We start from the raw sequence: 24839 nt of genomic DNA, 5'->3' as shown, positions 1-24839 counted from the left end.
AGGTCAGAACATCCATGTCGACATTTAACACTGGGCAGCAACAGAATGTGATTTATCAGGCCGATCCTGCTGTGATCCGGCACCTGCACGGTGTCCGTGATTCCTTACATCAATCTTGCAAGCCATACCTTAACCATAAGGTGAACGTACAGACAATTGATGGCTTTGTACATGAAGGCGTTATAGCCGGAGTAGATAATAAACACTTGTATCTGAACGTTGCGGCTAATGGGCAAATGCCCCGCGGGTTTTACAACCCTCATCAGCCTTATCATCCTCATCCGGGCCCGGGACCTGGCCCATATCCAGGACCTTATCCAGGTCCTCCATACAATAATAATGTGATTTTACCGCTTGTGTTGTTTGAACTGCTTGCTATCTCTTTAATCTAGTGTTTGGGTTTAATTGAAGAAGGACATGTGCAGGATTTGTGGTCATACGTTGACGCATCCCGCCAGGTCCTTTTTTTGTAGGCGTAAAGTATGTGTTAGAAGGAGGTGTTCTCATTATCACTTTAGGGATATAATGGGTACAAACTCTGGGAGGTGGCATATGATTAGATACCCTTTTTTGAAAAAAAATGCGACGATAGGCGTTACAGCACCTTCATCTGGAGTAGGCATTCAAAATGCAGAACTTCTTACACTGGCCTCCAGCCGGTTGAAGTCGCAAGGATTTAATGTCATTATCGGCGAAACGGCATGGAAGCAAGATAAGGCTAAATCTGCACCAGCCAATGTTCGTGGTCATGAGTTTAATGAGATGATCAATGATGACGGAATCGATGCCCTTATTCCGCCTTGGGGCGGGGAATTGTTAATTGAAGCTCTGGAATATATTGATTTTGATGCTTTGCAGGACAAATGGATCGTGGGATATTCAGATATAAGCGTCTTGCTGCTTGCGGTCACGCTGACAACCGGTCTGGCTACTGCCCACGGAGCGAATCTCATTGATTTACGGGGAGAGTATTCAGATGATACTACAGCCCTCTGGCAGGCGGTTCTAGAGACACCAGTGGGTGAGTCCATTGTCCAGCATTCATCTCTTAAATATCAGCGGGAATGGCAGCATGATGTGCCTTCGCCATGCGTTTTTCATTTGACAGAGGAGACTTATTGGAAGTCTCTAACTACAGATGCTGTAACGATGAAAGGACGTCTGTTGGGTGGTTGTATAGATGTAATTAGGCATTTAATCGGCACACCTTATGGAAAGCTCCAGCATTTTCAGCAAGAAATGATTAATGACGAACCAATTGTTTGGTATTTGGAAAATTGTGAATTGAACACAGCGGATTTACGCAGATCGCTAGTGCAGATGAAGCTGGCAGGGTGGTTTGAGAATTGTTCGGGGATTATGTTTGGCAGAAGTCCAGCTAATAGGCCTGTGGATAACTATACTGCCGAGGATATCTATGCTGAACTTTTTCAAGAGCTTAAGGTGCCGATCGTTTATGATATCGATTGTGGTCATGTCCCGCCGCAGGTTACTTTTATTAATGGAGCTTATGCAGAAATTGAAGTGGCAGACGGGGTAGGGACGGTAAAGCAATATTTCTATGAATAGCGTTATATCAAAAAAGGACAACCCCTTGGGTTGTCCCTTTTACTATTATTAGTTCCCTGTATTTACAATCGCTGTGATTTCCTCATCCAGGTCCAGTCTTACATCTTCACGATAGGCGCGAACACCATATTCGCTGAGCATGTAACGCAGGATCGCTTCAATCATATTGGACTCCACTAGAAATTGACTGCGGCCCTGTACCCAAACCTCTGCAGAGTAACCGGTATCTTCTTCCCAGCTCAGTTCCACCTGAACATCCTCTGGGCGAACAGCCTTTCGTTCCGCCATGTGCAGACAGAGGGCATTGATGATCTCATCCATGCTTAGAACGATTGTAGACATTAGTAACGACCATCCTGTTCTTCTAAGCGGCGACGTTCTTTTCTACGACGGAAGAAGGACATCACGAGCATAACCAGTACATAGATAGCTAACATATTAACGGCAAAGCCTAGAAAGTCACCAAAAGCTCCCATTCCACCAAACATTCCACCGAATAATAATCCGGCCAAACCACCGATCATCATGCCCTTCATTAAGCTGCCGCCGCTGAAGAATCCACGTTTCGTATTAGCAGCAGATCCTGCTGTGGAGCTTTTAGTGCTGTCACTTTTTTTGATGTTATTTGTTGTTGTTGATTTTTTTGGAGTTGTTGAATAGCTGCGAGTGCCGGATTTGAAACCGCCGCCACCTCGACGTGCATCGGCAAAGTCTGGAGCAGCCACTGCAAAAAATAGAGTGAAGGCCATTAGAATCATCATTACGCGTTTCATTGGTTTCATTTAGTACGAAAACCCTCCTGTGAGCATGAATTTTTGTGTATGGTCGGTAATACGCAGACTTGCCCCACAAGGTTTCAATTTTATTTATCATAATTTATACTTTTATGCACAAAAAAAGCGTGGATCCAGGATCCACGCAAACAGCAGTTAGAGAGTCGTCATTCGTTACTTATACCCATCAGCGACAAGCTCAAGCGCTCCGGTTGCCGGATCGATGATCATGCCATGGATAGGTACATTAGGGGGAAGCAGTGGATGACGTTTAATCAGGTCCACAGTTTGAATTACCCCTTCTTCGACATTGTCAAACCCACGCAGCCATTTTGTAAGTTTGATTCCGGAATTCTCCAGTGTAGACAGCACTTCTTCAGATACGCCACGTTCTTTAATGGAATTGATCATATGGTCCGCATTGAGGGAAGCCATGCCGCATTCATAGTGTCCAACCACGATTACTTCTTCAGCATCTAGTTCATACAGAGCTACCATTACACTACGCATAACACTACCGAAAGGCTGAGAAATAACCGCACCAGCATTTTTGATAATTTTGACATCACCGTTTTTGAAATTCATGGCTTTCGGCAATAATTCAACGAGTCTAGTGTCCATACAGGTGATGATCAGCATTTTTTTGTCAGGATAACGACTGGTTAAATAAGCTTCATAGTCCTTATTCTCTACAAAACTTTTATTAAAGTTAATAATTTCTGATACGTGGCTCATATTAGCTTCCTCCCTTAAAATCCTTGAATTGTACTTACGTTGCGCATATCTCTTACCATGATATTGTTGCCATAAATCTGAGAATCACTGACCAGCTTATAGGAAGAGAAACGTTCCTCTGCATCGAGTCGCATCTTGTCTTCATAAAAGATTTCCTGTTGCCGGCTTACGATAAAGGGAAGAGAATTCGTCTCTATCCTAGAATCGCCTTGCTCCACTTCTGAAACAATCAGTAACACATTAATTCCGTCACACCCGCAGCCTACCGTATCATAAAAGAGCTTGAAAAATCCTGGCTGATCTCCAAGCCTTTCCTTCAACTTCCTTTCTGCGAGAGGTGTAACTTGAATCATCATAGCCCTGTTCACGCTCCTTGATTTTTGTTCGAAGCATGCTCTGCTTCTTATGTAACTCATTAAATATTTAAAATTAGAGATGTAATCTCTGAAGTTGATTATACTCATTCAAAAAAGTATCATCAAGAGGAGTCTGTAAAACAGAGAAAGCAGGTGGAGTAGAATGGAACAACAAGTAAAGGAACGATGGGAACAATTCAGCGAGTTATTGGCAAAAATTAGTGGATATTCAGAGGCCATAGAATTAATGCACTGGGATTTGCGCACAGGTGCACCGCGTAAGGGAGTAGAAGTTCGTTCCGGTACGATTGGGATGCTGAGTGGAGAATTGTTCAGACTTGAGATTTCACAGGAGATGGGTGACTTTACAGCATTTTTCAGCCGTCCAGAAGTGTTGAGCCAGCTTACAGCTAATCAACAAAAGATCGTCAACGATTGCCGCAAAGAGTATGAGCGCAGTAAGAGTATTCCTTCCAAAAGATTCGAAGAGTACGCTGTCCTGTCTGCTCATTCCCAAACGATCTGGGAAGAAGCTAAGGAGAACAATGACTTTGCTACATTTGAACCTTATTTGAGCAAAATCGTAGCTCTGAAACAAGAGTTCATCGATTATTGGGGTGTAAATGGCACACGTTACGATACGCTACTAGATATGTATGAGCCTGATCTCACGGTAGAGAAGGTGGATGAAGTGTTCAGTCGCCTCCGCAGCCGCTTGGTTCCGTTAGTGGAAGCTATCGCTGCTTCACCTAATAAACCTGATACCAGCTTCTTGCAGCAGATTTTCCCTAAAGAGCAGCAACAAAAGTTTGGTAACTTTATTCTGAAACAAATGGGCTATGACTTCGACGCAGGCCGCTTGGATGAGAGTGTGCATCCTTTTGCTACAGGGCTGAATCCAGGTGACGTTCGTATTACGACCGCTTATTTACTTGATAACGTGACTAGCGCCGTCTTCAGCTCACTGCATGAAGGTGGACATGCGCTTTACGAACAAAATATCAGCCAAGATTTAGTGGGAACACCACTGGCTCAAGGCGCATCGATGGGGATTCATGAATCTCAGTCGAGACTATGGGAGAATATGATCGGCCGCAGCCGTGCGTTCTGGCAACGTTATTACGGTGATTTGCAGCAGCATTTCCCAGAGCAGCTTGCTAATGTAGATGTAGAGGATTTCTACCGGGCTATTAACAGTGTGGAAAATTCATTCATCCGAATTGAAGCAGATGAGCTTACATACAATCTGCACATTATTGTGCGTTACGAGATCGAAAAGCTTATTTTTAATGAAGGTCTATCTGTCAAAGATCTGCCTCAGGTATGGAATGCTAAATATCAAGAATATTTAGGTATTACACCGCCTAATGATGCGCTTGGTGTATTGCAGGACGTGCACTGGTCCGGTGGAGACTTCGGATATTTTGCATCCTACTCTTTGGGAAATATGTATGCTGCCCAAATTTTGAATACACTCCGCAAGGAGCTGCCGAACTACGATGAATTGATTGCTGCGGGAAATCTTTTGCCGATTAAAGAATGGTTAACAGAAAAAATCTACCGTTTCGGAAAAAGTCTGACCCCTTCGCAAATTATCGAACAAGTAACAGGTGAGCCGCTCAGTCCAGATTATCTGGCTGATTATTTGGAGGAGAAATACACGGAGATTTACAAACTGTAATCCAGTGAGGTCCGCGTGGTATAATAGAAAGAAAGCTTAGACGGAAGGATATGGATATGGCAAATACTCACACCTACACCCGGAGAGAAGAAGTCGCGAATGCGATTACGCACGGGATCGGAGCTGTATTAAGCGTCGCTGCACTTGTCCTGCTTGTTGTTTTTGCAAGTCTGAAAGGAACGGCATGGCATGTAGTCAGCTTCTCCATTTATGGAACGACAATGCTGCTTCTGTATCTCAATTCAACACTTGTGCATAGTCTCAAAGAGGGCAAGGCGAAGGATTTGTTCGAATTTTTCGATCACTCCTCTATTTATCTGTTTATCGCAGGCACGTATACACCCTTTTTGCTAGTAGCTATTCGGGGAACACTTGGCTGGAGTTTATTTGGTGTTATATGGGGAATCGCAGTATTTGGCGTTTTCTTCAAAGCGTTTTTTGTTAAAAAGTTCTTGTTCATGTCTACGGTGTTCTACATTGCTATGGGTTGGCTGATTGTTATCGCCTGGAATCCTCTTTCAGCAGTGGTAGCGGACGGTGGTATGATTCTGCTGATGGCTGGCGGAGTGCTTTATACTCTAGGCACAGTTTTTTATGTGTGGAGAGGGTTTCCGTTCCATCACGCGATCTGGCATGTATTTGTTCTTGCAGGCAGTGTCACACATTTCTTCGCCATATTGATTTATGTACTGCCAATCCAATAATTTCAAGCGGATTTATCGCGGAAAATATGGATTTTTAATAAAGAAAGAGATGACAAGCAAAAGTGCTTGACATCTCTCTTTCTTTTAGGTATCATAAGGGACGTTGTGAAGGTGTAAAGTGTTTTTCCTTGACGAAGGGGTTGTCCTTAATGAGTCAGGAGAATAGGCTCGAGAAAACGAATCGTATCAATTTGCTTTTTGCCTTCTATGAACGACTGCTTACAGATAAGCAGCAAACGTTTCTTAAATATTATTTTCACGATGATTTTTCCTTGGGAGAAATCGCCGCTGAATTTGAAATCAGCCGCCAAGCTGTTTATGAGCATATTAAGCGGGCTGAGCAAGTCCTTGAGAATTATGAAGAAAAACTTGGACTATTAGTGAAACATGAGAGTCGTACTAAATATTTAGAAGAGCTGCGCAGACTGCCGGAGAATGGGATGCTGCCTGAGCAATATAAACTTCGGTTCGCGGAGATCGTGGATCGCTTGCAGAGGTTAGAGTAGCACGAAGGGAGAAATCTGCATATGGCGTTTGAGGGTTTAACCGGAAGATTGCAGAATGTGTTCAGCAAGCTACGCGGTAAAGGTAAAGTATCCGAAGAAGACGTAAACGAAGCTATGCGTGAAGTGCGGTTAGCCCTTCTGGAAGCCGATGTTAACTTCAAGGTAGTTAAAGAATTCGTGGCTAAGGTGAAAGAAAAGTCCATCGGCAAGGAAGTCATGGACAGCTTTACGCCTGGCATGGTAATTATCGACATCGTCAACAAGGAACTAACCGAGCTGATGGGCGGAAGCCAAGCGAAGCTGGCCAAGTCGAACAAGCCACCGACCGTCATTATGATGGCGGGTCTACAAGGGGCTGGTAAGACAACCACTTCGGGTAAGCTAGCTAAGCTGTTACAGAAGGGCAATCATCGTCCGCTCCTGGTTGCGGGAGATATTTACCGGCCTGCTGCTATCAAGCAGCTGCAAGTGCTGGGAGAACAGATTAAGGTTCCGGTATTCTCGCTGGGTGATCAGACTAGTCCGGTAGAAATTGCCAGACAAGCCGTACAACATGCGAAGGATAACGGACTGGATTATGTTATTATCGATACTGCAGGCCGTCTGCATATTGATGAAGAACTAATGGAAGAACTCAAGCAGATTCACAATGTTGTAAATCCTGATGAAGTACTTCTTGTAGTAGATGCTATGACGGGTCAAGACGCCGTGAATGTAGCCGAGAGCTTTAATAAGCAGCTTGAGCTTACAGGGGTCGTATTGACGAAACTCGACGGCGACAGCCGTGGTGGTGCTGCACTGTCAGTAAAAGCTGTTACCGGTTGCCCGATCAAATTCGCCGCTTTAGGGGAGAAGATCGACGCGCTGGAGCCGTTCCATCCGGAACGTATGGCTTCGCGGATTCTGGGTATGGGCGACATGCTGTCGTTGATTGAGAAAGCCCAGGCGAATATTGATACTGACAAGGCTAAAGAAATGGAACGTAAGATGCGTAATGCAGAGTTTACGTTCGATGATTTTCTTGAGCAAATGGATCAGGTGAAGAAGCTAGGTCCTATCGATCAAATTCTTGATATGCTCCCGGGTATGAACAAAGCCAAGGGCATTAAAGATTTAAAGGTCGACGATAAGCAAATGGGACGCGTTGAAGCCATAGTTCATTCTATGACTAAGGCGGAGAAGCAACAGCCTGAGATCATTAACCATAACCGCCGCAAGCGTATTGCAACCGGCAGCGGAACCTCAGTCGCTGAGGTCAACCGCCTCATCAAACAATTTGATGAGATGCGTAAGATGATGAAGCAATTCTCCGGCATGATGGGCGGAGGCGGCAAAGCCTCCAAGAAAAATGCCATGAAGCAGCTTAAAGGTCTTGGTGGTGGAAAAGGGCTGAAATTCCCTTTTAAATGATCTTGAATGTCTGTCCAACTAATGTTGGAAACTATTATAAGGAGGTGATTTTTCGTGGCAGTACGTATTCGTCTAAAAAGAATGGGAGCGCATAAAGCGCCTTTCTATCGTGTAGTGGTTTCCGATTCCCGGTCCCCTCGTGACGGTCGTTTTATCGAGGAAATCGGTTATTATAATCCGATTGAACAACCGGCAGTAGTTAAGATCGATGAGGAAAAAGCTCTTAAATGGCTTCAAACAGGTGCGCAAGCATCTGATACCGTCCGCAACTTGCTTTCCAAAGCAGGCGTGATGAAGAAGTTTCATGAGCTTAAGCAACAGAAATAATGACTGATTGCGAGGGTCCTCTATGGAAGAATTAGTTGGAGTAATTGCTAAGGCTTTAGTGGATCATCCAGAAGATGTGACGGTACGGGCAGTGGAGAAAGAACACTTGATTGTCTATGAGCTGTCCGTACATCCAGATGATGTAGGAAAGGTCATCGGCAAGCAAGGCAGGATCGCCAAGGCGCTCCGTACAGTAGTCACATCTGCAGCAGTCAAGAGCGATAAACGCGTAACTGTAGATATTTTATCTTAAATAATGCGTACAATGAGGGGCTAGGGATAGTATATCCCGGCTCCTTTTTGTTCAAATATATAGATGAAGCTTGTAGAGGAGAGGGTTATATGACGGAAGAATTAACCGTAGGCCGGCTTGTGAATACACATGGAATTCGCGGGGAGATTAAAGTATTATCCCATACCGATTTTCCTGAGGTTCGTTTCGCTAAAGATAAGAAGCTGTTCGTCATCCCTGCGGATGGCAGTGCAAAATTCGAAGTGACTGTAGAATCCGCTCGAGAGCATAAGGGTATGTTTATCGTTAAGCTTAAGGGATATACCAATATTAACGAAGTGGAAAAGTATAAGGGAAGTTTGCTTAAGGTGCCAAGTAAAGATCTGGTTGATCTGCCAGAGAACGAATATTACTTCCACCAAATCGTTGGCTGTGAAGTTTATACGGATGATGCTGGAAGTGAACCGCTTGGCACAATTACGGAAATTTTACAGCCAGGTGCAAATGACGTTTGGGTTGTTAAGCCTGCTAAAGGTCAAGACATCCTTATCCCTGTAATTAACGATGTAGTGCTGAACGTCGACATTGAGGCCAAACGAATTACTGTTCACTTGATGGAAGGACTATTGCCATGATCAGAATTGATGTGCTAACGCTCTTTCCGGAGATGTGCGAAGGCGTATTTAGCACAAGTATTCTTGGTAAGGCACGCGAAAAAGGGATTGTATCTTTGAATGCTGTGAACTTTCGTGATTTCTCAGGCAATAAGCACAACAGTGTGGATGATACACCGTATGGCGGGGGTGGGGGCATGGTACTGAAGCCTGACCCGATCTTTGCAGCGGTAGAACATGTATTGGGGATCGAGGCTAGTCCTTTGGAGAATGGTTCTGAATCTGCAGTCCCGACGCCTTCCTCTGTGAAGCCGCGCATCATTCTTATGTGCCCGCAAGGAAAGACGTATAATCAGAAGATTGCTGAGGAACTGGCACAAGAGCAGCATCTAATCTTTATATGTGGTCATTATGAGGGCTACGATGAGCGGATACGGGAGCATCTGGTTACAGATGAACTGTCGATTGGCGATTACGTGTTAACAGGTGGAGAATTACCGGCACTGACGGTTATTGATTCAGTAGTTCGGCTACAGCCAGGAGCGCTTGGAAATGAAACCTCTGCGATCACGGATTCGTTCAGTACAGGGCTGTTGGAATATCCTCACTACACTCGACCCGCTGAATTTCGCGGCTGGAAGGTACCAGATATGTTGCTGAGTGGCCATCATGCCAACATCGAAGTATGGCGGAGAGAGCAAGCGTTACAGCGTACACTTGAACGTAGACCTGATTTGCTCGAAAGTGCAGAACTAACGTTGAAAGACAAGAAAACACTGGAACGTCTGAAAAATGAAATCAAGCCGGAGTAAAATTTTAATAAAACAGGCATATTTTACGTCTTTTTAACGTATCTTACGTTAAGGAGGCGTTTTTGTTATGTTTACTTAAATATAAGAAGGGCTATAATCTCGTATTTTTTTTGCGTAATTTCCAAAACAAATGAGCATAGGTGCGTTGAACTCTTCTATTTGGGGTAATAGATAGAGGTGGCGTAATACTATATGCAGCTTACGATGCAGCAAGCTTAACTATTGAAAGGAATGAACTGAAGTGACTACGAAGACGCGTGAAGAATTCAAGCCTAGCGTGGACACGATCCACAAAGAAGCGGAGCCGCTCCGCACCGTGAATGATATTATCGATTATTATACAAATCGCAAATCGTAATTCCCATTCGCCCTTTAAAGCTTGAACATATAAGATTAATAATTAAGTATGAATAAGCAAGTCCAATAAAACCATTAGAGTATAGCGAACGAAAGTTCACTACATCTAATGGTTTTATTGTTCCTGCTAAGAGAGGTCAAACCCTGTGACTCTGATCAGAATGTAAACACCCCCTCTTCAAGGAAAATTAAAAATTCTTTGGAAAGGGGGTGTTTGGTTAACTATAAAAATTCGTGGAGGCGCATTCTACTCTTTGCGAAAGAGGCGATATACTCCTGTAAGTAGAGCGTAAAGCGCAAAACATACGAGAACAGTAACTGCCCATGCATAGTTGCGAACGGTATAGGTAAGCGATGATAAAATAATAAAGATGGTAATACGCAGTACGCCTTCCTTAATAAACTGTTTACGTGCTACATTCATTCGATTGGCCTCCTTGAATGGATAGGATGGTACGGATAACAAGCCGAAAATATGTCTTTCCTTATATATAACCTTTGGGAATACAAAAAATGCAGAGAACGGAAAGTAAATATCGATCCAAACAAATGACCTATGTAACTTAGCCGTTACCGACCTGTACTCCTCACCATAGAGTATATCATTACGAATGAGGAGGAGTACACTAGTGGAGGCTTATTATAATTGCTTACGTTGTAAGAATAGAAGGGTACGTATCCTGACTACTGATGGCAGACAGCATGAAGGTGTGATTACAGATGTGGACAGATATAATGTTTACTTAAGAACAGGATCCAATGGACCTGTGCAGACTTCTGCATTTTTTGGTTACCCTTATGCTGCTGACAATATTTTAACTCTCAGCTTGTTCACGCTGTTGGCTATTGCCTTAATCTGATATGATGATGTAAAAACAGACCGTCCGCTCATCCGGACGGTCTGTTTATTAGTGGTTGGTTACTCTACTGTAATTGCGCCTATATCAGAGCTTAAGGACAACAATGGACCTCCTCCGTTAACATCACGTTTGCCACCCTCAACCCCGGTGATCTGGCCTAGATCACTTTTAGCCACCAAGCTACATTTCACGCCATCGGCTAGAACAGCATTGAGGCTACCCACATTTGTTGTCGCTTTAAGGCGGCTATCACTCTTCATTCCGGCTATATCCATGCGTATGCTTCCTGTATTAGACTCTAGAGTGGACTTACCGGTGATGTTCGCTCCTTCGATATCAATAGCACCAACGTTGCTGACGATGCGGTAGTTTCCGTCCAGATTGCGGAGACGAATTTGTCCGACATTATTGGTGATTTGATATTCATCCATACTGGTGGGGATCTCTATAGTATAGTTAATACTAAAATCCGAATAGCCGTATTTATCTTGAGCCCAAGTCCATAAATCCTTCTTCGGATTTGATTTGGAATTTGTAGATACCTTCAAAGTATCGCCACTAACGTCTATTGAAATCTCAGCGTCATCCAAGATTTTCTGACGGTCAGCTTTATGGGCAGAGCCGTTATGCGCTAAGATTGTTGCACTTACATTAATTTGATCACCCGTAGTTGATGTAACTTCAATTTCTCCCACTGCATTGTTCATGCTAAGCACTGAAGCAGAGCCGATCTCTTTTGATAAGGATAGTTCTTTGCTAATGCTGTTTGCTTTAACTTCGTCGACCACCTTGGTAGCTGTATCCTGAACGGCTTGCTCCACGCTTGCAGCGGCTTTACCTAACTCTTGCTTCACAGCCTCACCAATATTTTGCTGCACATCTTCAGTAATATTCTTTCCTAGTTCGTTATTAGCGGATTGCCTACCCGGTAACTCTGTGCATCCTGCCAGAAGTACGATGGACAAGACGGCTACAGCTGCCATTACGCTAGTTGTATTACTCTTTTTCATTGAATAAAATCCTCCTTATTTTTGGGTATATGTGTTTTTCCCTAAGCGCTACGTTATGTACGTACTTCTGTAAGTATAGCCTACGGGGATTTATTGTAAAAACGGCTGTAGACGGGTTAATATACTGGACCAAAGACTAGGTATTTAAAAAGTGTTCACTACACTTCAAATTTCAATTGTGCTAAAATGTAATATAGATCTTACGCTGACATTAAAATGGGTAAGGATACATATAAAAAGAGCGAAGATGCTCTCATATATAATCTTCAGCAGCTACTGAAAAGCGCTTTTTAAAGTGAGATGTGCTAGGGCTAGTTTGCGAATACGATATAGACCGTTGCCTTACTTGCATCACAGGGCGGTCTTTTTATTTTCTTACCTCAATTAAATCATGAAGAGCGGAGGGAGCCAGATGCAATATGTAGTTATTTTGCTTGCCTTGCTAGCGCTGGGTGTTGTGTATTATATAGCTCAGAAAAAGAAAACAAGCAGCTCAAGCAATCCTTTGCGCACCACTAGCAGTAATGTGATCTCAATGGACAGTCATCGCAAAGCCAAACAGAGTCCAGGGGAGCAGCCTTGCTCTTCTTGCAAGAAGAAGAATGGAAAGTTGATCTTCTATGCTCAAGACAACGGAACCGTGGTCGGCTTGTGTAAAGACTGCCAGTCTAAGGCAAAAAAAAGAGATATGTTGCCGTTATAAAATAGAAAAATAAGTTGTATTAGCCCGTCCTTTATGATATTATTAACTCTGTTGTGTGGAATACGGTGGTCCGCTGCGGATAATGAGGGAGAGCTTAGATCTCTCCGGAAGAGGCAAGAACACCTGTACGGAAGGAGGAAGTCCTTAATGAATATCCTACAAGCTATTACGCAAGAGCAACTTCGTAAAGATATCCCTAGTTTTCGTCCGGGTGACACTTTGAAGGTGCATGTAAAAGTTATCGAGGGAACTCGTGAGCGTATCCAGTTGTTCGAAGGCGTTGTAATCAAACGTCGTGGCGGTGGAATCAGTGAGACTTTTACGGTTCGTAAAATTTCTTACGGTGTTGGTGTGGAAAGAACATTCCCAATCAACTCGCCTAAACTCGAAAAAATCGAAGTGGCTCGTCGTGGTAAAGTGCGTCGTGCTAAGCTTTATTACCTTCGTGAACTACGTGGTAAAGCAGCGAGAATTAAAGAAATTCGTCGCTAGAATAGTGACAGAGGAGAGGGGCTTGAGTTCAAGCCCCTTTCGCTTTATTTTTTTTTGAAAATATAAGAAAAGCATAAGTTTTACGTTATACATTATTCTTAAATTTCTCGCATAAACGCTTACCGTCCTTAAAAGGACGCTGAGGGCGTTTTAGCTTGGTATACAATGCGTGTGACATATACGCTTGGGGATAAGCTTCTCCGAAAAGGCCTCCTGAAGGAGTATCTGTGGAGGGGTTTTTGGCAGGAGTTTTTTTGTGTTGTATAGTAAGAGTAGTATTAAGAGAGGACGGTGAACTATGCAGCAGGAACAAAGCGAAACTTTGGAATCAAGCGAGCAGAACCCACGTAAACAGAAAAATGAAGTGCTGGAATGGGTCAAGGCCATTGCGATTGCTTTAGTTCTGGTTATACTGATTCGCTGGCTTTTATTCAAGCCTTTTATTGTAGATGGACCTTCCATGCAGCCTAATTTCCATACGGGAGAACGTGTTATCGTTAATGAAATTTTATACGATATAAGATCACCGCAGCGGGGTGAGGTTATTGTATTCCACGTGCCATCTGAAGGCAGAGATTTTATTAAACGTGTAATTGGTGTGGCTGGAGATACTGTGAAAGTAGAAGGAGATGTAGTTACAGTTAACGGTGAGGTTGTTAACGAGACTTACATCCAAGGCGCTATTGATGCTGCGCATAGTAACAACGCTCTGTATAATAATAAAGATTTCCCAAATGAAAAATTCACGGATGGTACTGTACCAGAAGGACATATTTTCGTTATGGGGGATAATCGCTCGGATAGTACAGACAGCCGGATGATTGGCTATGTGCCGCTGGGTGATATTGTGGGTCGTGCAGATTTAATCTTCTGGCCGATAAAAGATATTACACTGATTAACCATTAAGTTGACAGAAGTCAAAGGAGGTGACGGCAATGGCCATTCATTGGTTTCCTGGTCATATGACGAAGGCTAGGCGGCAAATCGAGGATAAGCTGAAGCTGATTGATGTTGTTATAGAGTTGCTCGATTCCCGTCTGCCGCTTTCCAGCCGCAATCCGATGATTGACGATATTTTGCGGGACAAGCCGAGATTAATTATTTTGAACAAAGCGGATCTGGCGGATCCGGAAATTACTCGGAAGTGGCTGGCTTACTTTAAGGAACAAGGGCATGTTGCCCATCCTGTGGATGCATCTACTGGAACAGGCGTCAAGGAGATTCCGGAGCAGGTCAAGCTGCTGCTGAAGGAAAAAATTGATCGGCAGATCGCAAGAGGAATGAACCCACGAGCTATGCGCGCATTGATCGTCGGTATTCCTAACGTCGGTAAATCAACGCTGATTAATCGAATGGCTGGTAAGAGTATCGCTGCTACGGGTGACCGCCCGGGGGTTACTAAGGGCCAGCAGTGGATTAAAACAGGAGGTAATCTGGAGCTTCTGGATACTCCTGGTATCTTATGGCCGAAGTTTGAGGATCAAGACGTGGGTTACCGCTTGGCAGTGACGGGTGCGATCAAAGAAGAAATCCTGAACATTGAGGACATTGCTTTTTATGCAGTGAAGTATTTGGTGAAGGATTATGGTTCCAGATTTCAAGAACGCTTTGGTATTGAGAAGCTTCCTGAGGATCTTGAGAACCCTGATGAGATCGTCGCAGTTATGGAAGCCGTGGGCCGCAAACGCGGTTGTCTGATTAGCGGTGGACGTGTTGATCTGGAAAAAGCTTCACGTGCTTTGCTGCATGAGCTGCGGGCAGGTAAGCTTGGTCGTTTTACGCTGGAAACACCTTAAAGGCGTTTAAATGAATGGGTATGGAAGAGCCATCCGGAATTTTTCGGGGGCTCTTTTTTTTGCCGATTTGGATCAAATTGGAGTGGTTATTTGTACATGACCATGTGAGCTTTACTATGGTAAGCTGACTTATGTAGTTTATAGAATAAATTATAATTGGCGGTGACAGATTCGTGAGTACGATAGATATGTTGAGCTATGAAAAAGAGGGCTGGGAACAGTCTTATCGCCGTATAGCCGGCGTAGATGAAGTAGGCAGAGGTTGTTTGTTTGGGGATGTTGTTGCAGCAGCGGTGATTTTGCCGGAAGGGCTTATTATTGATGGCGTCAACGACTCTAAGAAGCTTACAGCGAAAAAAAGAGATGCCTTATTCGAGATTATTATGGAGCAGGCGATAGCTATTGGTGTAGGTTATGTGGATTCCCGCATGATTGATGAAATTAATATTAAGCAGGCTTCTCGTCTGGCGATGAAAAAAGCGGTAGAAGGTCTTAGTCATACCCCGGACTATATGTTAATCGATGCTGAAAAAGTAGATCTTCCGTTGCCGCAGCAGGCGATCATAAAAGGGGATGCTAACAGCCAGTCCATTGCGGCAGCTTCGATTATAGCTAAAGTAACAAGAGATAGACTGTGTGAAGGGGTGTGGGAGGAATTATACCCTGATTATGGGATTGCGATACATAAAGGTTATGCGACCAAGCTTCACAGGGAACAAATTACGGCGTTAGGTCCGACACCTATGCATCGGCGCAGCTTTATTGGGAAGATTCTTGCTGAACAGCAAACCCTTTTTTAAAATATCAGAATATAAAAGACGCCAAAGGCGCTTGAGCTTGGATAAATTCACCGCTCAAAAAAGTCGGATTAATACCGATATAGTAAGAAGAGAGAAAATGGAGGGAGGAGAAACGGTATGAATATCGGAACATTGATCCGCGGATTGCTCGGGGATAATAAACCGGGAGCGGCCAAGTCTTTGGAATTAAAAGAAGGGCAAGTTGTACGTGGTGTTGTTTTGTCTGTATCGGATTCGGGAAAAGAAGCCGTTGTGCAGATTCAAGGTACACCTGTTCGTGCGGAGTTGGAAACACCACTACTGCCAGGAGAGACCCTGAACTTGCAGGTTGGAGCACCCGGAGAAGGCGGATTGCCCGTATTGAAGCCGGTCTCCCTCGGCGAAATGGTGTTAGCTACGCCGCAAAACATGGGCGAGGCGTTGGAATCGCTTGGGCTTACTGACTCCAAAGCGGGTCGGGAAATTGTGTTGGCGATGCAGTCGGGTGGTATTCCGCTTACCAAAGAGACAGCGGCGATTCTGGATGCTGTAATGAGTGCGAAACCTGCGGGCGTGCCGACCTCAGAGTGGCTTGATGCAGCTGTCATTTCTGTAAAGCGGGGCCTGCCGGTTACCCCTGAAAGTGTGAAAGGATTGCAGCAGGCGGTTTTTGGTCCGCAGCTTCATCAGCTTTTGTCAGCGCTCGAAGAACAGATTACGATTTGGGCAGGTCAAGTCGCCGGTGAAGAAACAACAACAGCTGAAGCTAAAGCTGAAATGGGTACCCAAACCGGAAAGCTGAATGCTCCTGTAACGACAGGTACAGGCGCTGTGATTAACGGGGAAGCGGTATCAGCAGGTGATGCTGATGCGGAAATGGACCAGGTGGCGGTTAAAGGGACTGGACAACCTGTAAGTAAACCTGCTGAAGGTAGCACTGGTGTTACTACTACAAGCGGAAGTGCTGCTGCAACGGGAGGGGCAATGGGAGCCGGAGTTATTTCTGACGAACCTGCAATTCCTTTGAATTCAGTGAAATCAGAAATATCGGGAAGTGCAGCTGCGAGTACAGCTGAAGCTCCTGAGAATGAAACCGGTATTGTAACTGCCAAGCCACTGGTGCCCGAAGAGGCTGGTGAGGTTGTTCAGCTCTTGAAGAGTGGAAATACTGGTGAACCTTTGGCTGGGAAGACAACTTCTACGATTGCTGCCGGGACTCAGAGTAGTGCCGCTAACACGCAAGGGGACGGGATTGTAAACAATCAAAATAGTTCTAATGGGAGCGAAACTCATGGCAATGAAATGAGTCTAAATAAAGATAGAGCGCAGGGCAGTGTCAGTGGCGCGAATACAAGCGCCACTGGATCAGCTGGTGCAGATAGCCAAGCTGCTGCGGCAAACCAAGCTGGTGCAGCAAGCCAAGCTGCTGCGCTTAGCGGGGCTGCCCTGCTCGCGAAGCTGCAGGGCGTGCTCACCGAGCTGCGCGGCAGCATGCCGCAGCTCGCGAACGTTCCGCCCGCTGACGCGGCGGGACAAGATCCTGCCCCCGCGCCGGCAGCGCCGCGCGGGGAGACCACGGCTGCTGCGGCTTCGCCGGTGCAGCCAGACACCGCCCCACCCGCGGATGCGGAGTCGTGGGTGGGGCGGGTGTTGAAGCTGCTCGGTGCGGAGCACGAGCAGCAGGCCGTGCGCGGCGGTGCTTTGCCGGCCGCGGAGACGGCGCGAGCGGCAGCGGGGACAGCTGCAGCCGCGCTAGGCAGTGTCGGCGGGGAGCAAGCTGCCGACACGTTGAAGGGCGTGCTGCTGCAGCTTATGAGCAGCAGCGAGGTGCCGCCCGCGGTAAAAGATGCCGCGAGCGGGCTAGTGCAGCAGCTGACAGGCCAACAGCTGCTGCTGAATACAGACCGGACTGCTCCCTTCGCGCAGGTTACACTGTTCTTGCCGCTGCAAGGTCCAGATGGGCAGGAAACTGCATCGGTTCATATCCAGTCCAGGCGGGGCCGCAAAGGGGAGTTGGATGCAGCTAACTGTCGATTATGGTTCGATTTGGACATGAAGCAGCTAGGGCAGACATTGGTAGACGTGCAGGTTGTAGATCGAATCGTTAGTCTTAAGCTTCATAATGATCATCCGTGGGTGCTTGAGCTGCTGGAGACGCGGCGTGATGATATAAAAACTGCAGTAGAATCCATCGGTTATCAATTATCAGGTTTAAGAACCGAACCCTTGCCAGAATTGAATTTACCTAAAGAGCTTGCTGGTTCCAATACTAATAAGTTTGTTGATTATGTTCCTGAGGCTTACAAAGGAGTGGATTACCGTATATGAATGAGCCTGTACAGCCAATTTCACAAGGGCTCAAAAAAGCGGTCGCTCTCAAATATAGTCCCGGACAAAACGAGGCTCCTGTCGTAGTAGCCAAGGGACAAGGCGCGATAGCAGACCTTATTCTGCAAAAGGCTAAGGAGAGCGGGGTTGCTGTTCAGGAAGATGCAGCCCTCGTGGAGGTTCTTTCAAAGCTTGATCTGGACCAACAGATTCCGTCTGAGCTCTATCAGCTGGTGGCGGAAATCCTCAGCTTTGTGTATCAAAGCGATCGTTCTGCTGGTGAACGGGGACAAGAATGAAAGAGCCATATGTAAGAAAACACTATAACCGCAAAGAGAAAGGAACTGCTGCAGAGAACGGAGCTGTGCAGTACCTATCTTCTAGTGGATATATGATATTGGAACGGAATTGGCGTTGTCGTACTGGAGAGCTTGATATCATTGCGGAGCGTGAAGACTGTATTGTTGTTGTCGAAGTTCGTAGCCGCAGTGGAGAGCTGCTTCAGGGAACTCCAGAAGAATCGGTGAATGCTCGCAAAATAAACCAGGTTCGGAATACAACACAGGTTTATTTGCATATGAAGGGTTATGAGGAACGGCGGGTTTCTTTTGATGTAATTAGCGTCTTGTTAAATGACGATCTTAGCCTAGCTTCACTTAGTCATATTCGCGAGGCGTTTTAAGAGTAACTCACTTTTCTCATGCGATTCTTTATGAATTTACTGCTGTTCTGATAAAAAAGTCTTTACATACCTTCCGCACTGTGGGTCATTTCTCAAAAGAAATGGGTAAACATTAGGAGTAACTTTTTAATGTCATCATGAGGAGGGCTGTCTAGTGAAGAATAAACCTTCTGAAATGCAGGTTAGTTTTACATGCCAATATTGCCAGCAGAAGATTGAAGTGAAATTTAAAGCAGAGCCAATATCTGTCGTCTGTTGCGATAATTGCAATAAGACCTTCACGGTAATGCGGCCCACTATAGCGGAGGAAATATTAATAGATTGGGAAAATGAAGCGTTATTTCAAAAAATCCGGGCTGAAAAGTCGCAAAACAGCAATAGCAGTCTCTTAGCGCTTGTAATTAGAGTTATTGAACTGCTTACATGGCGTGACAAAGGCAATGGACAGGTGGAAGCGATCAAGGAGATGCGTGGCTGGCTTATTGACAATGAGGAGGCGCCTCCTTTAGCTGAACTGATTCAGAGTGATGTTAATAAACGTTCGAGTAAGCGGCGCGACTGGGAAAAGTAACATTAACAATAAAGAGGTATTCCGTCATCGCCTCATGACATAGAATGATACGTATAATTTCGTGAGAAATTAGGCGGAAAAGTCCTCGGGGCTCCGACTTTCCTAGGGTTTATGGGTAGTCGGAGCTTTTTTCATACATACTGTCATTAGAATAGGAACAAAGGGAGGGTGCAAATGGCTAAGGTTTTTTTCACATCAGATCATCATTTTGGGCATAAGTTGATCATTGATTTTGAATCCAGACCCTTCAACGATGTAGAGCAAATGAATGAAGTTATGATTGAAAGTTGGAATTCGGTAGTGAATCCGGACGATAAAGTATTTCATTTGGGAGACTTTTCTTTTTTTAATAAGGAGGCGACTCGTGCGATTGTGGCCAGGCTGCATGGATACAAAATCCTGATCCTTGGCAATCATGATCGCGGCCGCAGCCGAAGCTGGTGGCTTGAGGCAGGTTTTGATGAGGTTAGTGAATATCCTTTGATTTATAAGGATTTCTTTTTCCTCTCACATGAGCCTATGTACATGAATAAACATATGCCTTACGTAAATGTGCACGGCCATATTCATGGGCAAAAATATGAGGGAAACAATCATTTTAACATTTGTGTAGAGCATTGGAACTATAAACCGTTGACTTTTGAGCAGATTAGGGACTCGGTCGTAGTTAAAGAAGGAGATTGATGTAGGTCTTTAGAGATGCGCTTTCGCTTTTATGTAAAACTTGAATTTCTTATTCTAAAGATAAATTGCTCACAGATTGCGTTAGGACACAACTTCTATAATGTACTTAACAGCTAATATATATTTGGAAAATAAGGAAGCACCTTTTTTCTTGAAGCTATGACACCCCAAATTAGGGTGTATTTCAGGAGATGAGGTGTTTTTATTATGTATGGGAAAATGTTTAGCGCGTGTCTGTATGGGATTGAAGGGGTAATGATTGGTGTGGAAATCGATCTTGCAAATGGATTGCCGCAGACGAATATCATTGGCTTACCAGATTCAGCAATTCGCGAGGCTGTTGAACGAGTTAGGGCTGCCGTTAAAAATTGCGGTTACCGCTATCCACAGCAGCGTATTACGATCAATCTTGCCCCAGCTGACCTGCGTAAAGAAGGTTCCGCTTTTGATCTAGCGATTGCTTTAGGCATACTGATAACTAGTGGCCAGTTGATTATGCCTTCAGCTCAAGAGATGCTTTTAATTGGAGAGCTTGCGCTCGACGGCAGTCTGCGTCCGGTATCGGGTGTGCTGCCGATGGTTGAAGCAGCGCGTAAAAGCGGGTTTAAAGCCGTTCTGCTCCCGCAGGGCAATGCGGCAGAAGCTGCTTTAATCAGTGGCATGAATGTTTACACCCTCAACCATTTGCAAGCGTTAGTGAATGCTGCTGAACCTGTGGCCAGCTTTGGTCCGATTATAGATAAGCTAGTTCCTATAGAAGAATCTGAAGGATCACTACTTCCTTTTCCTGTATCCGTGAGTATGGGGGCGGGGGCAAAAGAACAACCTCCGGTGCTTGTTCTTTCTGTAGAGCATCTCAAATATAACCCTATATATTCTGATTCTGAGGCTGCTTCTTCCGAAGCGAATGAAATAATGGATGATTACAGTGATGTGCTTGGACAGCAACATGTGAAAAGAGCACTAACTATCGCGGCTGCAGGAATGCATAATATTATGCTCATCGGTCCACCTGGCACAGGCAAAACGATGCTGATCAAACGCCTTCCCAGTATCCTTCCGCAATTGTCGGACAGTGAGGCGCTTGAGGTAACCAAAATTTTTAGTGCGGCTGGAAATTTGAAGGATGCACACAACGGTTTGCTGCGAAGTCGTCCATTTCGTTCTCCACACCACACGATATCTTCTGCCGGATTAATTGGAGGGGGCGGTATTCCCAAGCCAGGTGAGGTAAGTCTTGCACATCGAGGTATTCTGTTTCTGGATGAATTGCCAGAATTCTCCCGGAATGTACTTGAAGTGCTGCGACAGCCCCTCGAAGATGGGGTGGTTACTATAAGTCGTGCCCGAGCTTCCTTTACTTTTCCTGCCAAATTCATGCTCGCTGCATCGATGAATCCGTGCAGCTGCGGCTTTTTTGGAAGCGGTATCTCCCAGCAAAATTGTACCTGTAGTCCTGCCAGGATTGCCCAATATCGGGCAAAAATATCTGGTCCTTTATTGGATCGGATCGACTTACAGGTTGATGTTCCCCGCCCGAAGGAATGGGATCGGCAGGGGCATGTTTTATCGTCAGCAGATATGCGTGCGGAGGTGTTGGCTGCTCAGGCCATCCAAGCTAAACGTTACAAACGACTGGCGATTTCATGGAACAGTGAACTTTCCGGTGCTTCCCTTCGGAAATATGCGAGCCTAAACCGAGAGAGTGCTCAAATGCTGTATGACATTTTGGAGAATTTAGGTCTAAGCATGCGAGCGCATGATCGGATTATTAAGCTATCCCGTACCATAGCTGATCTAGAGGGTGCACAGGATATTTCTTCTGCACATCTCGCGGAAGCTGTGCAATACCGTAATCTGGATCGGCAGGTAATAGCGGAGGAATAAAGATAAAAGAGCAGCGATTCCCGTTATGGGAGAATCGCTGCTCTATATTATGGACCGTTAGTTACGAACACCGCCGAATCATTATTATCCTCTGATGTTTACGGAACGGACCTAGAGGACGTTATTTGCAAGTTTTTAGCCCTTGGAGCGTAGGGTCGGACTCTGGAGACGCTATTCCTTTGGAAGAAGGTTATTTTGGGTGATTTTCATTCCAATAGCTTCCATGAAGTCCGATAGCATTCCAAATATGGGATTAAGTTGCGTTTAAGATCAACTGTGTCCGTTAGCTACTTCGAATGCGAAATGCCACGTATTCAAACGAAGGTTAGATCGTTTAGCAAATTTCACATACATTTTTCTCTATAATTTCTTACAGTACATTCAATTCTACTTCGATATTGCCACGAGTAGCACGGGAGTAAGGACATGCGCCATGGGCAGCTTCTACCAAAGATGCTGCGGTTTCTCTGTCAACGCCTTTAACCAGCACGTCAAGCTTAACCGCAATGCCGAACCCGCCATCTTCAACTTTACCAAAGCTAACAGTAGCCGTAACTTCGCTGCCTTCAATCTTCACTTTGCCAAGTCGAGCAACCATGTTTAGGGCACTGTCAAAACAAGCAGAGTAGCCAGCTGCGAATAATTGTTCAGGATTAGTACCTTCACCACCGGCGCCACCCATTTCGCGTGGTGTACTGATCGTAAGGTTGAGTTTAGGACTTTCTGATTCTATATAACCGTTTCTTCCCCCAACCGCTTTAACTGTTGTTTCATACATCTTTTGTTGAATTGTCATCATAATAAATCTCTCCTATTCATTAATTAGTTTGTGTACAATCTAATTTATCACAATTAATATAAAAGTCAAATTAATTTTTTGCTATTATTATGATGTATGAGTGAATTATGATAAAATAAAGAGATAAGGCGGGTGAATAAATATGAAAATGAGTGAAGAAGATATGCAGAAAATGACTACAACCCCAGAGCTGCTGATCGAAAATCAGCTCTGTTTTACCATTTATGCTTGCTCGCGTGAGATTACAAAGCTGTACCAACCGTATTTGGATAAGATCGGTTTAACTTACTCCCAATACCTAGTAATGCTTGTGTTATGGGAACGGCAGCAATGTACAGTGAAAGAGATTGGTGAGGCGTTATTTTTGGATTCAGGAACGCTGACTCCGCTATTGAAACGCTTGCAAGCCGCAGGCCTGATTATACGTGAACGCTCGATGCAGGATGAGCGAAAAGTATTAATCTCACTAACGAAACAAGGCTGGGCACTTCAAAGTGATGCCGTGTGTATTCCCGGCAAAATGATGGAAGAAACGACACTGACTAATAATGAATCCATAGAGCTACTTGATCAGTTTAAAGACTTACTGAATCGTGTTCACGAAGCTAATATCCAAGATAGTAAAAAGTAAGCGTAGTAAGGAGTCAATGCGATCGTTCGCATTTCGGCATGAAATCAAGCGAAAAAATGTGTACAAATCATGAATATATTTAAGGTAAGCGTTTTAAAAACATGTTACACTATTCTGGGTTCCTTTGTATGGCATATAGGTAAATATAAGCTTAGTCTTATAGATTTACACAATGTCTCTTGCAGAAATAGTGCCATTCTTTTTACGAGTGGTAGATCAGTTTCTGCTGGTTCCGGAATAGTGCTGCATGTATAACATCAGCCTATCCCTAACCCCGCGGCAATCAAAACGGAAAGCGAGATGACGACAGGCTGCCTGTTTAGTCACCACGCTACTTTAGGAGGCTACCGCTATGAATATCCACGAGTATCAGGGAAAAGAAGTGCTTAAGAAGTACGGTGTAGCCGTACCGAATGGAAAAGTAGCTTATACAGTGGAGGAAGCGGTAGAAGCCGCAGAGTCACTGAGCACACCGGTTGTTGTAGTTAAAGCTCAGATTCACGCAGGTGGACGCGGTAAAGCTGGAGGAGTAAAGGTTGCTAAGAATATCGATGAGGTGCGTAGTTACGCAACTGAGATTCTTGGAAAGACTCTAGTAACTCACCAGACTGGACCGGAGGGTAAGGTAGTAAAAAGACTGCTCATTGAAGAGGGTTGTCAAATTGTTAAGGAGTATTACATTGGTATCGTAGTTGACAGAGGAACTGGCCGAGTGGTCATGATGGCTTCTGAAGAAGGCGGTACTGAGATTGAAGAAGTAGCTGCAACACATCCGGAGAAAATTTTTAAAGAGATCATTGATCCGGCAGTGGGTTTGCAGACTTTCCAGGCGCGCAAGCTGGCTTACAGCATCTCTATTCCCAATGAGCTGGTAGGCAAAACTGTGAAATTCATGCAAGCGCTATATTTAGCTTTCGTGGATAAAGATTGCTCTATTGCCGAAATTAACCCATTGGTAGTGACTGCGGATGGGAATGTGATGGCACTGGATGCCAAACTGAATTTTGATTCCAATGCCTTGTTCCGTCATAAGGATATTCTAGAGCTGCGGGATTTGGATGAAGAGGATTTAAAGGAAATCGAAGCCTCGAAGTATGACCTTAGCTATATTGCGCTTGATGGCAATATTGGGTGCATGGTAAACGGTGCAGGTCTCGCGATGGCGACTATGGATATTATTAAGTATTATGGGGGCGAACCCGCCAACTTCCTGGATGTAGGGGGCGGTGCAACGACCGAGAAGGTAACAGAAGCCTTTAAAATCATTTTATCGGATGAAAAGGTGAACGGGATTTTTGTTAATATTTTCGGCGGTATTATGCGCTGTGATGTTATCGCTAACGGTGTTGTAGAAGCGGCTAGTCAACTGGGTTTGACCAAACCGCTGGTTGTGCGTCTTGAGGGAACAAATGTTGGATTAGGCAAGCAGATTTTGGCTGGATCGGGACTTAATATTGTTGCTGCTGATTCTATGGCGGACGGTGCCCGTAAGATTGTGTCTCTTGTGCAATAATGGCCTGATTTAGGAAGCCAGTTATCG

The 24839-nt window shown here is 44.8% G+C and carries 31 protein-coding genes; 24 read left to right on the top strand and 7 right to left on the bottom strand.

What is annotated here, in order from left to right; genetic code table 11:
- The first annotated feature begins 14 nt into the window (after window positions 1-14).
- Both NSQ50_RS18735 and NSQ50_RS18730 read left to right on the top strand, forming a co-directional pair.
- Window positions 15-392, top strand: a complete 378-nt coding sequence (locus NSQ50_RS18735) for a hypothetical protein (RefSeq protein ID WP_036688624.1) — start codon at window positions 15-17, stop codon at window positions 390-392.
- 160 nt (window positions 393-552) lie between these two features.
- A complete protein-coding gene (locus NSQ50_RS18730; RefSeq protein WP_076223179.1) occupies window positions 553-1569 on the top strand; it encodes a S66 family peptidase in 1017 nt (338 codons plus the stop codon).
- Between the two features lie 48 nt (window positions 1570-1617).
- On the opposite strand, the gene NSQ50_RS18725 is transcribed toward NSQ50_RS18730, so the two are convergent.
- The 4 genes from NSQ50_RS18725 to NSQ50_RS18710 all read right to left on the bottom strand — a co-directional run bounded on the left by NSQ50_RS18725 (window position 1618) and on the right by NSQ50_RS18710 (window position 3433).
- Window positions 1618-1902: a YxcD family protein gene (locus tag NSQ50_RS18725; RefSeq protein ID WP_036689115.1), complete on the bottom strand. Its 285-nt coding sequence runs from the start codon at window positions 1900-1902 to the stop codon at window positions 1618-1620.
- A gap of 8 nt (window positions 1903-1910) precedes the next feature.
- The gene (locus NSQ50_RS18720) at window positions 1911-2342 is read right to left on the bottom strand and encodes a hypothetical protein (protein WP_076100426.1); all 432 of its coding nucleotides are present in this window, start codon (window positions 2340-2342) and stop codon (window positions 1911-1913) included.
- Between the two features lie 174 nt (window positions 2343-2516).
- Window positions 2517-3077, bottom strand: a complete 561-nt coding sequence (locus NSQ50_RS18715; RefSeq protein ID WP_036688619.1) for a beta-class carbonic anhydrase — start codon at window positions 3075-3077, stop codon at window positions 2517-2519.
- 14 nt (window positions 3078-3091) lie between these two features.
- Window positions 3092-3433: an iron-sulfur cluster biosynthesis family protein gene (locus NSQ50_RS18710; protein WP_036688616.1), complete on the bottom strand. Its 342-nt coding sequence runs from the start codon at window positions 3431-3433 to the stop codon at window positions 3092-3094.
- 163 nt (window positions 3434-3596) lie between these two features.
- Here NSQ50_RS18710 and NSQ50_RS18705 point away from each other — a divergent pair, with 163 nt between their 5' ends.
- The 8 genes from NSQ50_RS18705 to trmD all read left to right on the top strand — a co-directional run bounded on the left by NSQ50_RS18705 (window position 3597) and on the right by trmD (window position 9719).
- A complete protein-coding gene (locus NSQ50_RS18705; RefSeq protein ID WP_036688614.1) occupies window positions 3597-5114 on the top strand; it encodes a carboxypeptidase M32 in 1518 nt (505 codons plus the stop codon).
- A gap of 56 nt (window positions 5115-5170) precedes the next feature.
- Window positions 5171-5818 carry a PAQR family membrane homeostasis protein TrhA gene (trhA, locus tag NSQ50_RS18700; RefSeq protein ID WP_036688612.1) on the top strand — a complete coding sequence of 216 codons (648 nt, stop codon included), beginning with the start codon at window positions 5171-5173 and terminating at the stop codon, window positions 5816-5818.
- 149 nt (window positions 5819-5967) lie between these two features.
- Complete coding sequence (ylxM, locus tag NSQ50_RS18695) at window positions 5968-6324, top strand: YlxM family DNA-binding protein (RefSeq protein WP_036688609.1); 357 nt, start codon at window positions 5968-5970, stop codon at window positions 6322-6324.
- 21 nt (window positions 6325-6345) lie between these two features.
- The gene (gene ffh / locus NSQ50_RS18690) at window positions 6346-7734 is read left to right on the top strand and encodes a signal recognition particle protein (protein ID WP_036688607.1); all 1389 of its coding nucleotides are present in this window, start codon (window positions 6346-6348) and stop codon (window positions 7732-7734) included.
- A 54-nt stretch (window positions 7735-7788) separates the two neighbouring features.
- Window positions 7789-8061, top strand: a complete 273-nt coding sequence (gene rpsP, locus NSQ50_RS18685; protein ID WP_036688604.1) for a 30S ribosomal protein S16 — start codon at window positions 7789-7791, stop codon at window positions 8059-8061.
- A gap of 22 nt (window positions 8062-8083) precedes the next feature.
- On the top strand, window positions 8084-8314 hold the full coding sequence (locus tag NSQ50_RS18680) for a KH domain-containing protein (RefSeq protein WP_036688600.1): 231 nt from the start codon (window positions 8084-8086) through the stop codon (window positions 8312-8314).
- An 89-nt stretch (window positions 8315-8403) separates the two neighbouring features.
- Complete coding sequence (gene rimM, locus NSQ50_RS18675; protein WP_076223182.1) at window positions 8404-8928, top strand: ribosome maturation factor RimM; 525 nt, start codon at window positions 8404-8406, stop codon at window positions 8926-8928.
- Window positions 8928-9719, top strand: a complete 792-nt coding sequence (gene trmD / locus NSQ50_RS18670; protein ID WP_076100428.1) for a tRNA (guanosine(37)-N1)-methyltransferase TrmD — start codon at window positions 8928-8930, stop codon at window positions 9717-9719. Before rimM ends, trmD begins: the two co-directional genes overlap by 1 nt.
- A gap of 604 nt (window positions 9720-10323) precedes the next feature.
- Here trmD and NSQ50_RS18665 read toward each other — a convergent pair.
- Window positions 10324-10500: a hypothetical protein gene (locus NSQ50_RS18665; protein ID WP_155288145.1), complete on the bottom strand. Its 177-nt coding sequence runs from the start codon at window positions 10498-10500 to the stop codon at window positions 10324-10326.
- A 205-nt stretch (window positions 10501-10705) separates the two neighbouring features.
- On the opposite strand from NSQ50_RS18665, the gene NSQ50_RS18660 reads away from it, so the two are divergent.
- Window positions 10706-10936, top strand: a complete 231-nt coding sequence (locus NSQ50_RS18660; protein WP_036688596.1) for a hypothetical protein — start codon at window positions 10706-10708, stop codon at window positions 10934-10936.
- A 59-nt stretch (window positions 10937-10995) separates the two neighbouring features.
- Here the strand turns inward: NSQ50_RS18660 and NSQ50_RS18655 are convergent, their stop codons facing one another.
- On the bottom strand, window positions 10996-11946 hold the full coding sequence (locus NSQ50_RS18655) for a hypothetical protein (RefSeq protein ID WP_038572002.1): 951 nt from the start codon (window positions 11944-11946) through the stop codon (window positions 10996-10998).
- 412 nt (window positions 11947-12358) lie between these two features.
- Between NSQ50_RS18655 and NSQ50_RS18650 the strand changes: the two genes are divergently transcribed.
- From NSQ50_RS18650 to NSQ50_RS18600, 11 genes are all read left to right on the top strand, one after another.
- Window positions 12359-12649 (top strand): hypothetical protein, encoded by a 291-nt coding sequence (locus tag NSQ50_RS18650; RefSeq protein ID WP_038571998.1) that lies wholly within the window; start codon window positions 12359-12361, stop codon window positions 12647-12649.
- A gap of 147 nt (window positions 12650-12796) precedes the next feature.
- Complete coding sequence (gene rplS / locus NSQ50_RS18645; RefSeq protein ID WP_036688590.1) at window positions 12797-13141, top strand: 50S ribosomal protein L19; 345 nt, start codon at window positions 12797-12799, stop codon at window positions 13139-13141.
- A gap of 298 nt (window positions 13142-13439) precedes the next feature.
- The gene (lepB, locus tag NSQ50_RS18640) at window positions 13440-14048 is read left to right on the top strand and encodes a signal peptidase I (RefSeq protein ID WP_036688589.1); all 609 of its coding nucleotides are present in this window, start codon (window positions 13440-13442) and stop codon (window positions 14046-14048) included.
- A 29-nt stretch (window positions 14049-14077) separates the two neighbouring features.
- Window positions 14078-14938, top strand: a complete 861-nt coding sequence (gene ylqF / locus NSQ50_RS18635) for a ribosome biogenesis GTPase YlqF (RefSeq protein ID WP_036688587.1) — start codon at window positions 14078-14080, stop codon at window positions 14936-14938.
- Window positions 14939-15126: 188 nt separating this feature from the next.
- On the top strand, window positions 15127-15738 hold the full coding sequence (locus tag NSQ50_RS18630) for a ribonuclease HII (protein WP_076100429.1): 612 nt from the start codon (window positions 15127-15129) through the stop codon (window positions 15736-15738).
- Window positions 15739-15855: 117 nt separating this feature from the next.
- Window positions 15856-18045 carry a hypothetical protein gene (locus NSQ50_RS18625; protein ID WP_076100361.1) on the top strand — a complete coding sequence of 730 codons (2190 nt, stop codon included), beginning with the start codon at window positions 15856-15858 and terminating at the stop codon, window positions 18043-18045.
- A complete protein-coding gene (locus NSQ50_RS18620; RefSeq protein WP_038571992.1) occupies window positions 18042-18344 on the top strand; it encodes an EscU/YscU/HrcU family type III secretion system export apparatus switch protein in 303 nt (100 codons plus the stop codon). The genes NSQ50_RS18625 and NSQ50_RS18620 overlap by 4 nt, the downstream gene beginning before the upstream one ends.
- Window positions 18341-18727 carry a YraN family protein gene (locus NSQ50_RS18615; RefSeq protein WP_038571990.1) on the top strand — a complete coding sequence of 129 codons (387 nt, stop codon included), beginning with the start codon at window positions 18341-18343 and terminating at the stop codon, window positions 18725-18727. Before NSQ50_RS18620 ends, NSQ50_RS18615 begins: the two co-directional genes overlap by 4 nt.
- Window positions 18728-18881: 154 nt before the next feature.
- Window positions 18882-19298, top strand: coding sequence for a hypothetical protein (locus NSQ50_RS18610; protein WP_051491578.1), 417 nt, complete (start codon window positions 18882-18884; stop codon window positions 19296-19298).
- 174 nt (window positions 19299-19472) lie between these two features.
- Window positions 19473-19982: a metallophosphoesterase gene (locus NSQ50_RS18605; RefSeq protein WP_076100363.1), complete on the top strand. Its 510-nt coding sequence runs from the start codon at window positions 19473-19475 to the stop codon at window positions 19980-19982.
- A gap of 207 nt (window positions 19983-20189) precedes the next feature.
- The gene (locus NSQ50_RS18600; RefSeq protein ID WP_076106367.1) at window positions 20190-21869 is read left to right on the top strand and encodes a YifB family Mg chelatase-like AAA ATPase; all 1680 of its coding nucleotides are present in this window, start codon (window positions 20190-20192) and stop codon (window positions 21867-21869) included.
- Between the two features lie 370 nt (window positions 21870-22239).
- Here the strand turns inward: NSQ50_RS18600 and NSQ50_RS18595 are convergent, their stop codons facing one another.
- Window positions 22240-22668: an organic hydroperoxide resistance protein gene (locus tag NSQ50_RS18595; RefSeq protein WP_036688575.1), complete on the bottom strand. Its 429-nt coding sequence runs from the start codon at window positions 22666-22668 to the stop codon at window positions 22240-22242.
- A 142-nt stretch (window positions 22669-22810) separates the two neighbouring features.
- On the opposite strand from NSQ50_RS18595, the gene NSQ50_RS18590 reads away from it, so the two are divergent.
- Both NSQ50_RS18590 and sucC read left to right on the top strand, forming a co-directional pair.
- Window positions 22811-23299 carry a MarR family winged helix-turn-helix transcriptional regulator gene (locus NSQ50_RS18590; RefSeq protein WP_235219564.1) on the top strand — a complete coding sequence of 163 codons (489 nt, stop codon included), beginning with the start codon at window positions 22811-22813 and terminating at the stop codon, window positions 23297-23299.
- A 352-nt stretch (window positions 23300-23651) separates the two neighbouring features.
- Window positions 23652-24812 carry an ADP-forming succinate--CoA ligase subunit beta gene (sucC, locus tag NSQ50_RS18585; protein WP_038571984.1) on the top strand — a complete coding sequence of 387 codons (1161 nt, stop codon included), beginning with the start codon at window positions 23652-23654 and terminating at the stop codon, window positions 24810-24812.
- Window positions 24813-24839: the final 27 nt, after the last annotated feature.

The sequence above is a fragment of the Paenibacillus sp. FSL R10-2788 genome (assembly GCF_038003885.1).
Lineage (GTDB): Bacteria > Bacillota > Bacilli > Paenibacillales > Paenibacillaceae > Paenibacillus_AQ > Paenibacillus_AQ odorifer.
Note: the sequence above shows the minus strand (reverse complement) of the source record. Positions and strands in the feature narration are given on the sequence as shown.

Coding starts and splice junctions, on each gene's coding strand:
- ylxM (WP_036688609.1), top strand. CDS start 5,968: ATGAGTCAGGAGAATAGGCTCGAGAAAACGAATCGTATCAATTTGCTT.
- NSQ50_RS18680 (WP_036688600.1), top strand. CDS start 8,084: ATGGAAGAATTAGTTGGAGTAATTGCTAAGGCTTTAGTGGATCATCCA.
- NSQ50_RS18620 (WP_038571992.1), top strand. CDS start 18,042: ATGAATGAGCCTGTACAGCCAATTTCACAAGGGCTCAAAAAAGCGGTC.
- NSQ50_RS18720 (WP_076100426.1), bottom strand. CDS start 2,342: ATGAAACGCGTAATGATGATTCTAATGGCCTTCACTCTATTTTTTGCA.
- NSQ50_RS18665 (WP_155288145.1), bottom strand. CDS start 10,500: ATGAATGTAGCACGTAAACAGTTTATTAAGGAAGGCGTACTGCGTATT.
- NSQ50_RS18595 (WP_036688575.1), bottom strand. CDS start 22,668: ATGATGACAATTCAACAAAAGATGTATGAAACAACAGTTAAAGCGGTT.
- NSQ50_RS18625 (WP_076100361.1), top strand. CDS start 15,856: ATGAATATCGGAACATTGATCCGCGGATTGCTCGGGGATAATAAACCG.
- rimM (WP_076223182.1), top strand. CDS start 8,404: ATGACGGAAGAATTAACCGTAGGCCGGCTTGTGAATACACATGGAATT.
- NSQ50_RS18730 (WP_076223179.1), top strand. CDS start 553: ATGATTAGATACCCTTTTTTGAAAAAAAATGCGACGATAGGCGTTACA.
- ffh (WP_036688607.1), top strand. CDS start 6,346: ATGGCGTTTGAGGGTTTAACCGGAAGATTGCAGAATGTGTTCAGCAAG.
- NSQ50_RS18705 (WP_036688614.1), top strand. CDS start 3,597: ATGGAACAACAAGTAAAGGAACGATGGGAACAATTCAGCGAGTTATTG.
- NSQ50_RS18710 (WP_036688616.1), bottom strand. CDS start 3,433: ATGATGATTCAAGTTACACCTCTCGCAGAAAGGAAGTTGAAGGAAAGG.
- NSQ50_RS18715 (WP_036688619.1), bottom strand. CDS start 3,077: ATGAGCCACGTATCAGAAATTATTAACTTTAATAAAAGTTTTGTAGAG.
- NSQ50_RS18735 (WP_036688624.1), top strand. CDS start 15: ATGTCGACATTTAACACTGGGCAGCAACAGAATGTGATTTATCAGGCC.
- trhA (WP_036688612.1), top strand. CDS start 5,171: ATGGCAAATACTCACACCTACACCCGGAGAGAAGAAGTCGCGAATGCG.
- NSQ50_RS18650 (WP_038571998.1), top strand. CDS start 12,359: ATGCAATATGTAGTTATTTTGCTTGCCTTGCTAGCGCTGGGTGTTGTG.
- NSQ50_RS18600 (WP_076106367.1), top strand. CDS start 20,190: ATGTATGGGAAAATGTTTAGCGCGTGTCTGTATGGGATTGAAGGGGTA.
- NSQ50_RS18605 (WP_076100363.1), top strand. CDS start 19,473: ATGGCTAAGGTTTTTTTCACATCAGATCATCATTTTGGGCATAAGTTG.
- ylqF (WP_036688587.1), top strand. CDS start 14,078: ATGGCCATTCATTGGTTTCCTGGTCATATGACGAAGGCTAGGCGGCAA.
- NSQ50_RS18655 (WP_038572002.1), bottom strand. CDS start 11,946: ATGAAAAAGAGTAATACAACTAGCGTAATGGCAGCTGTAGCCGTCTTG.
- lepB (WP_036688589.1), top strand. CDS start 13,440: ATGCAGCAGGAACAAAGCGAAACTTTGGAATCAAGCGAGCAGAACCCA.
- NSQ50_RS18590 (WP_235219564.1), top strand. CDS start 22,811: ATGAAAATGAGTGAAGAAGATATGCAGAAAATGACTACAACCCCAGAG.
- NSQ50_RS18615 (WP_038571990.1), top strand. CDS start 18,341: ATGAAAGAGCCATATGTAAGAAAACACTATAACCGCAAAGAGAAAGGA.
- NSQ50_RS18630 (WP_076100429.1), top strand. CDS start 15,127: ATGTTGAGCTATGAAAAAGAGGGCTGGGAACAGTCTTATCGCCGTATA.
- rplS (WP_036688590.1), top strand. CDS start 12,797: ATGAATATCCTACAAGCTATTACGCAAGAGCAACTTCGTAAAGATATC.
- sucC (WP_038571984.1), top strand. CDS start 23,652: ATGAATATCCACGAGTATCAGGGAAAAGAAGTGCTTAAGAAGTACGGT.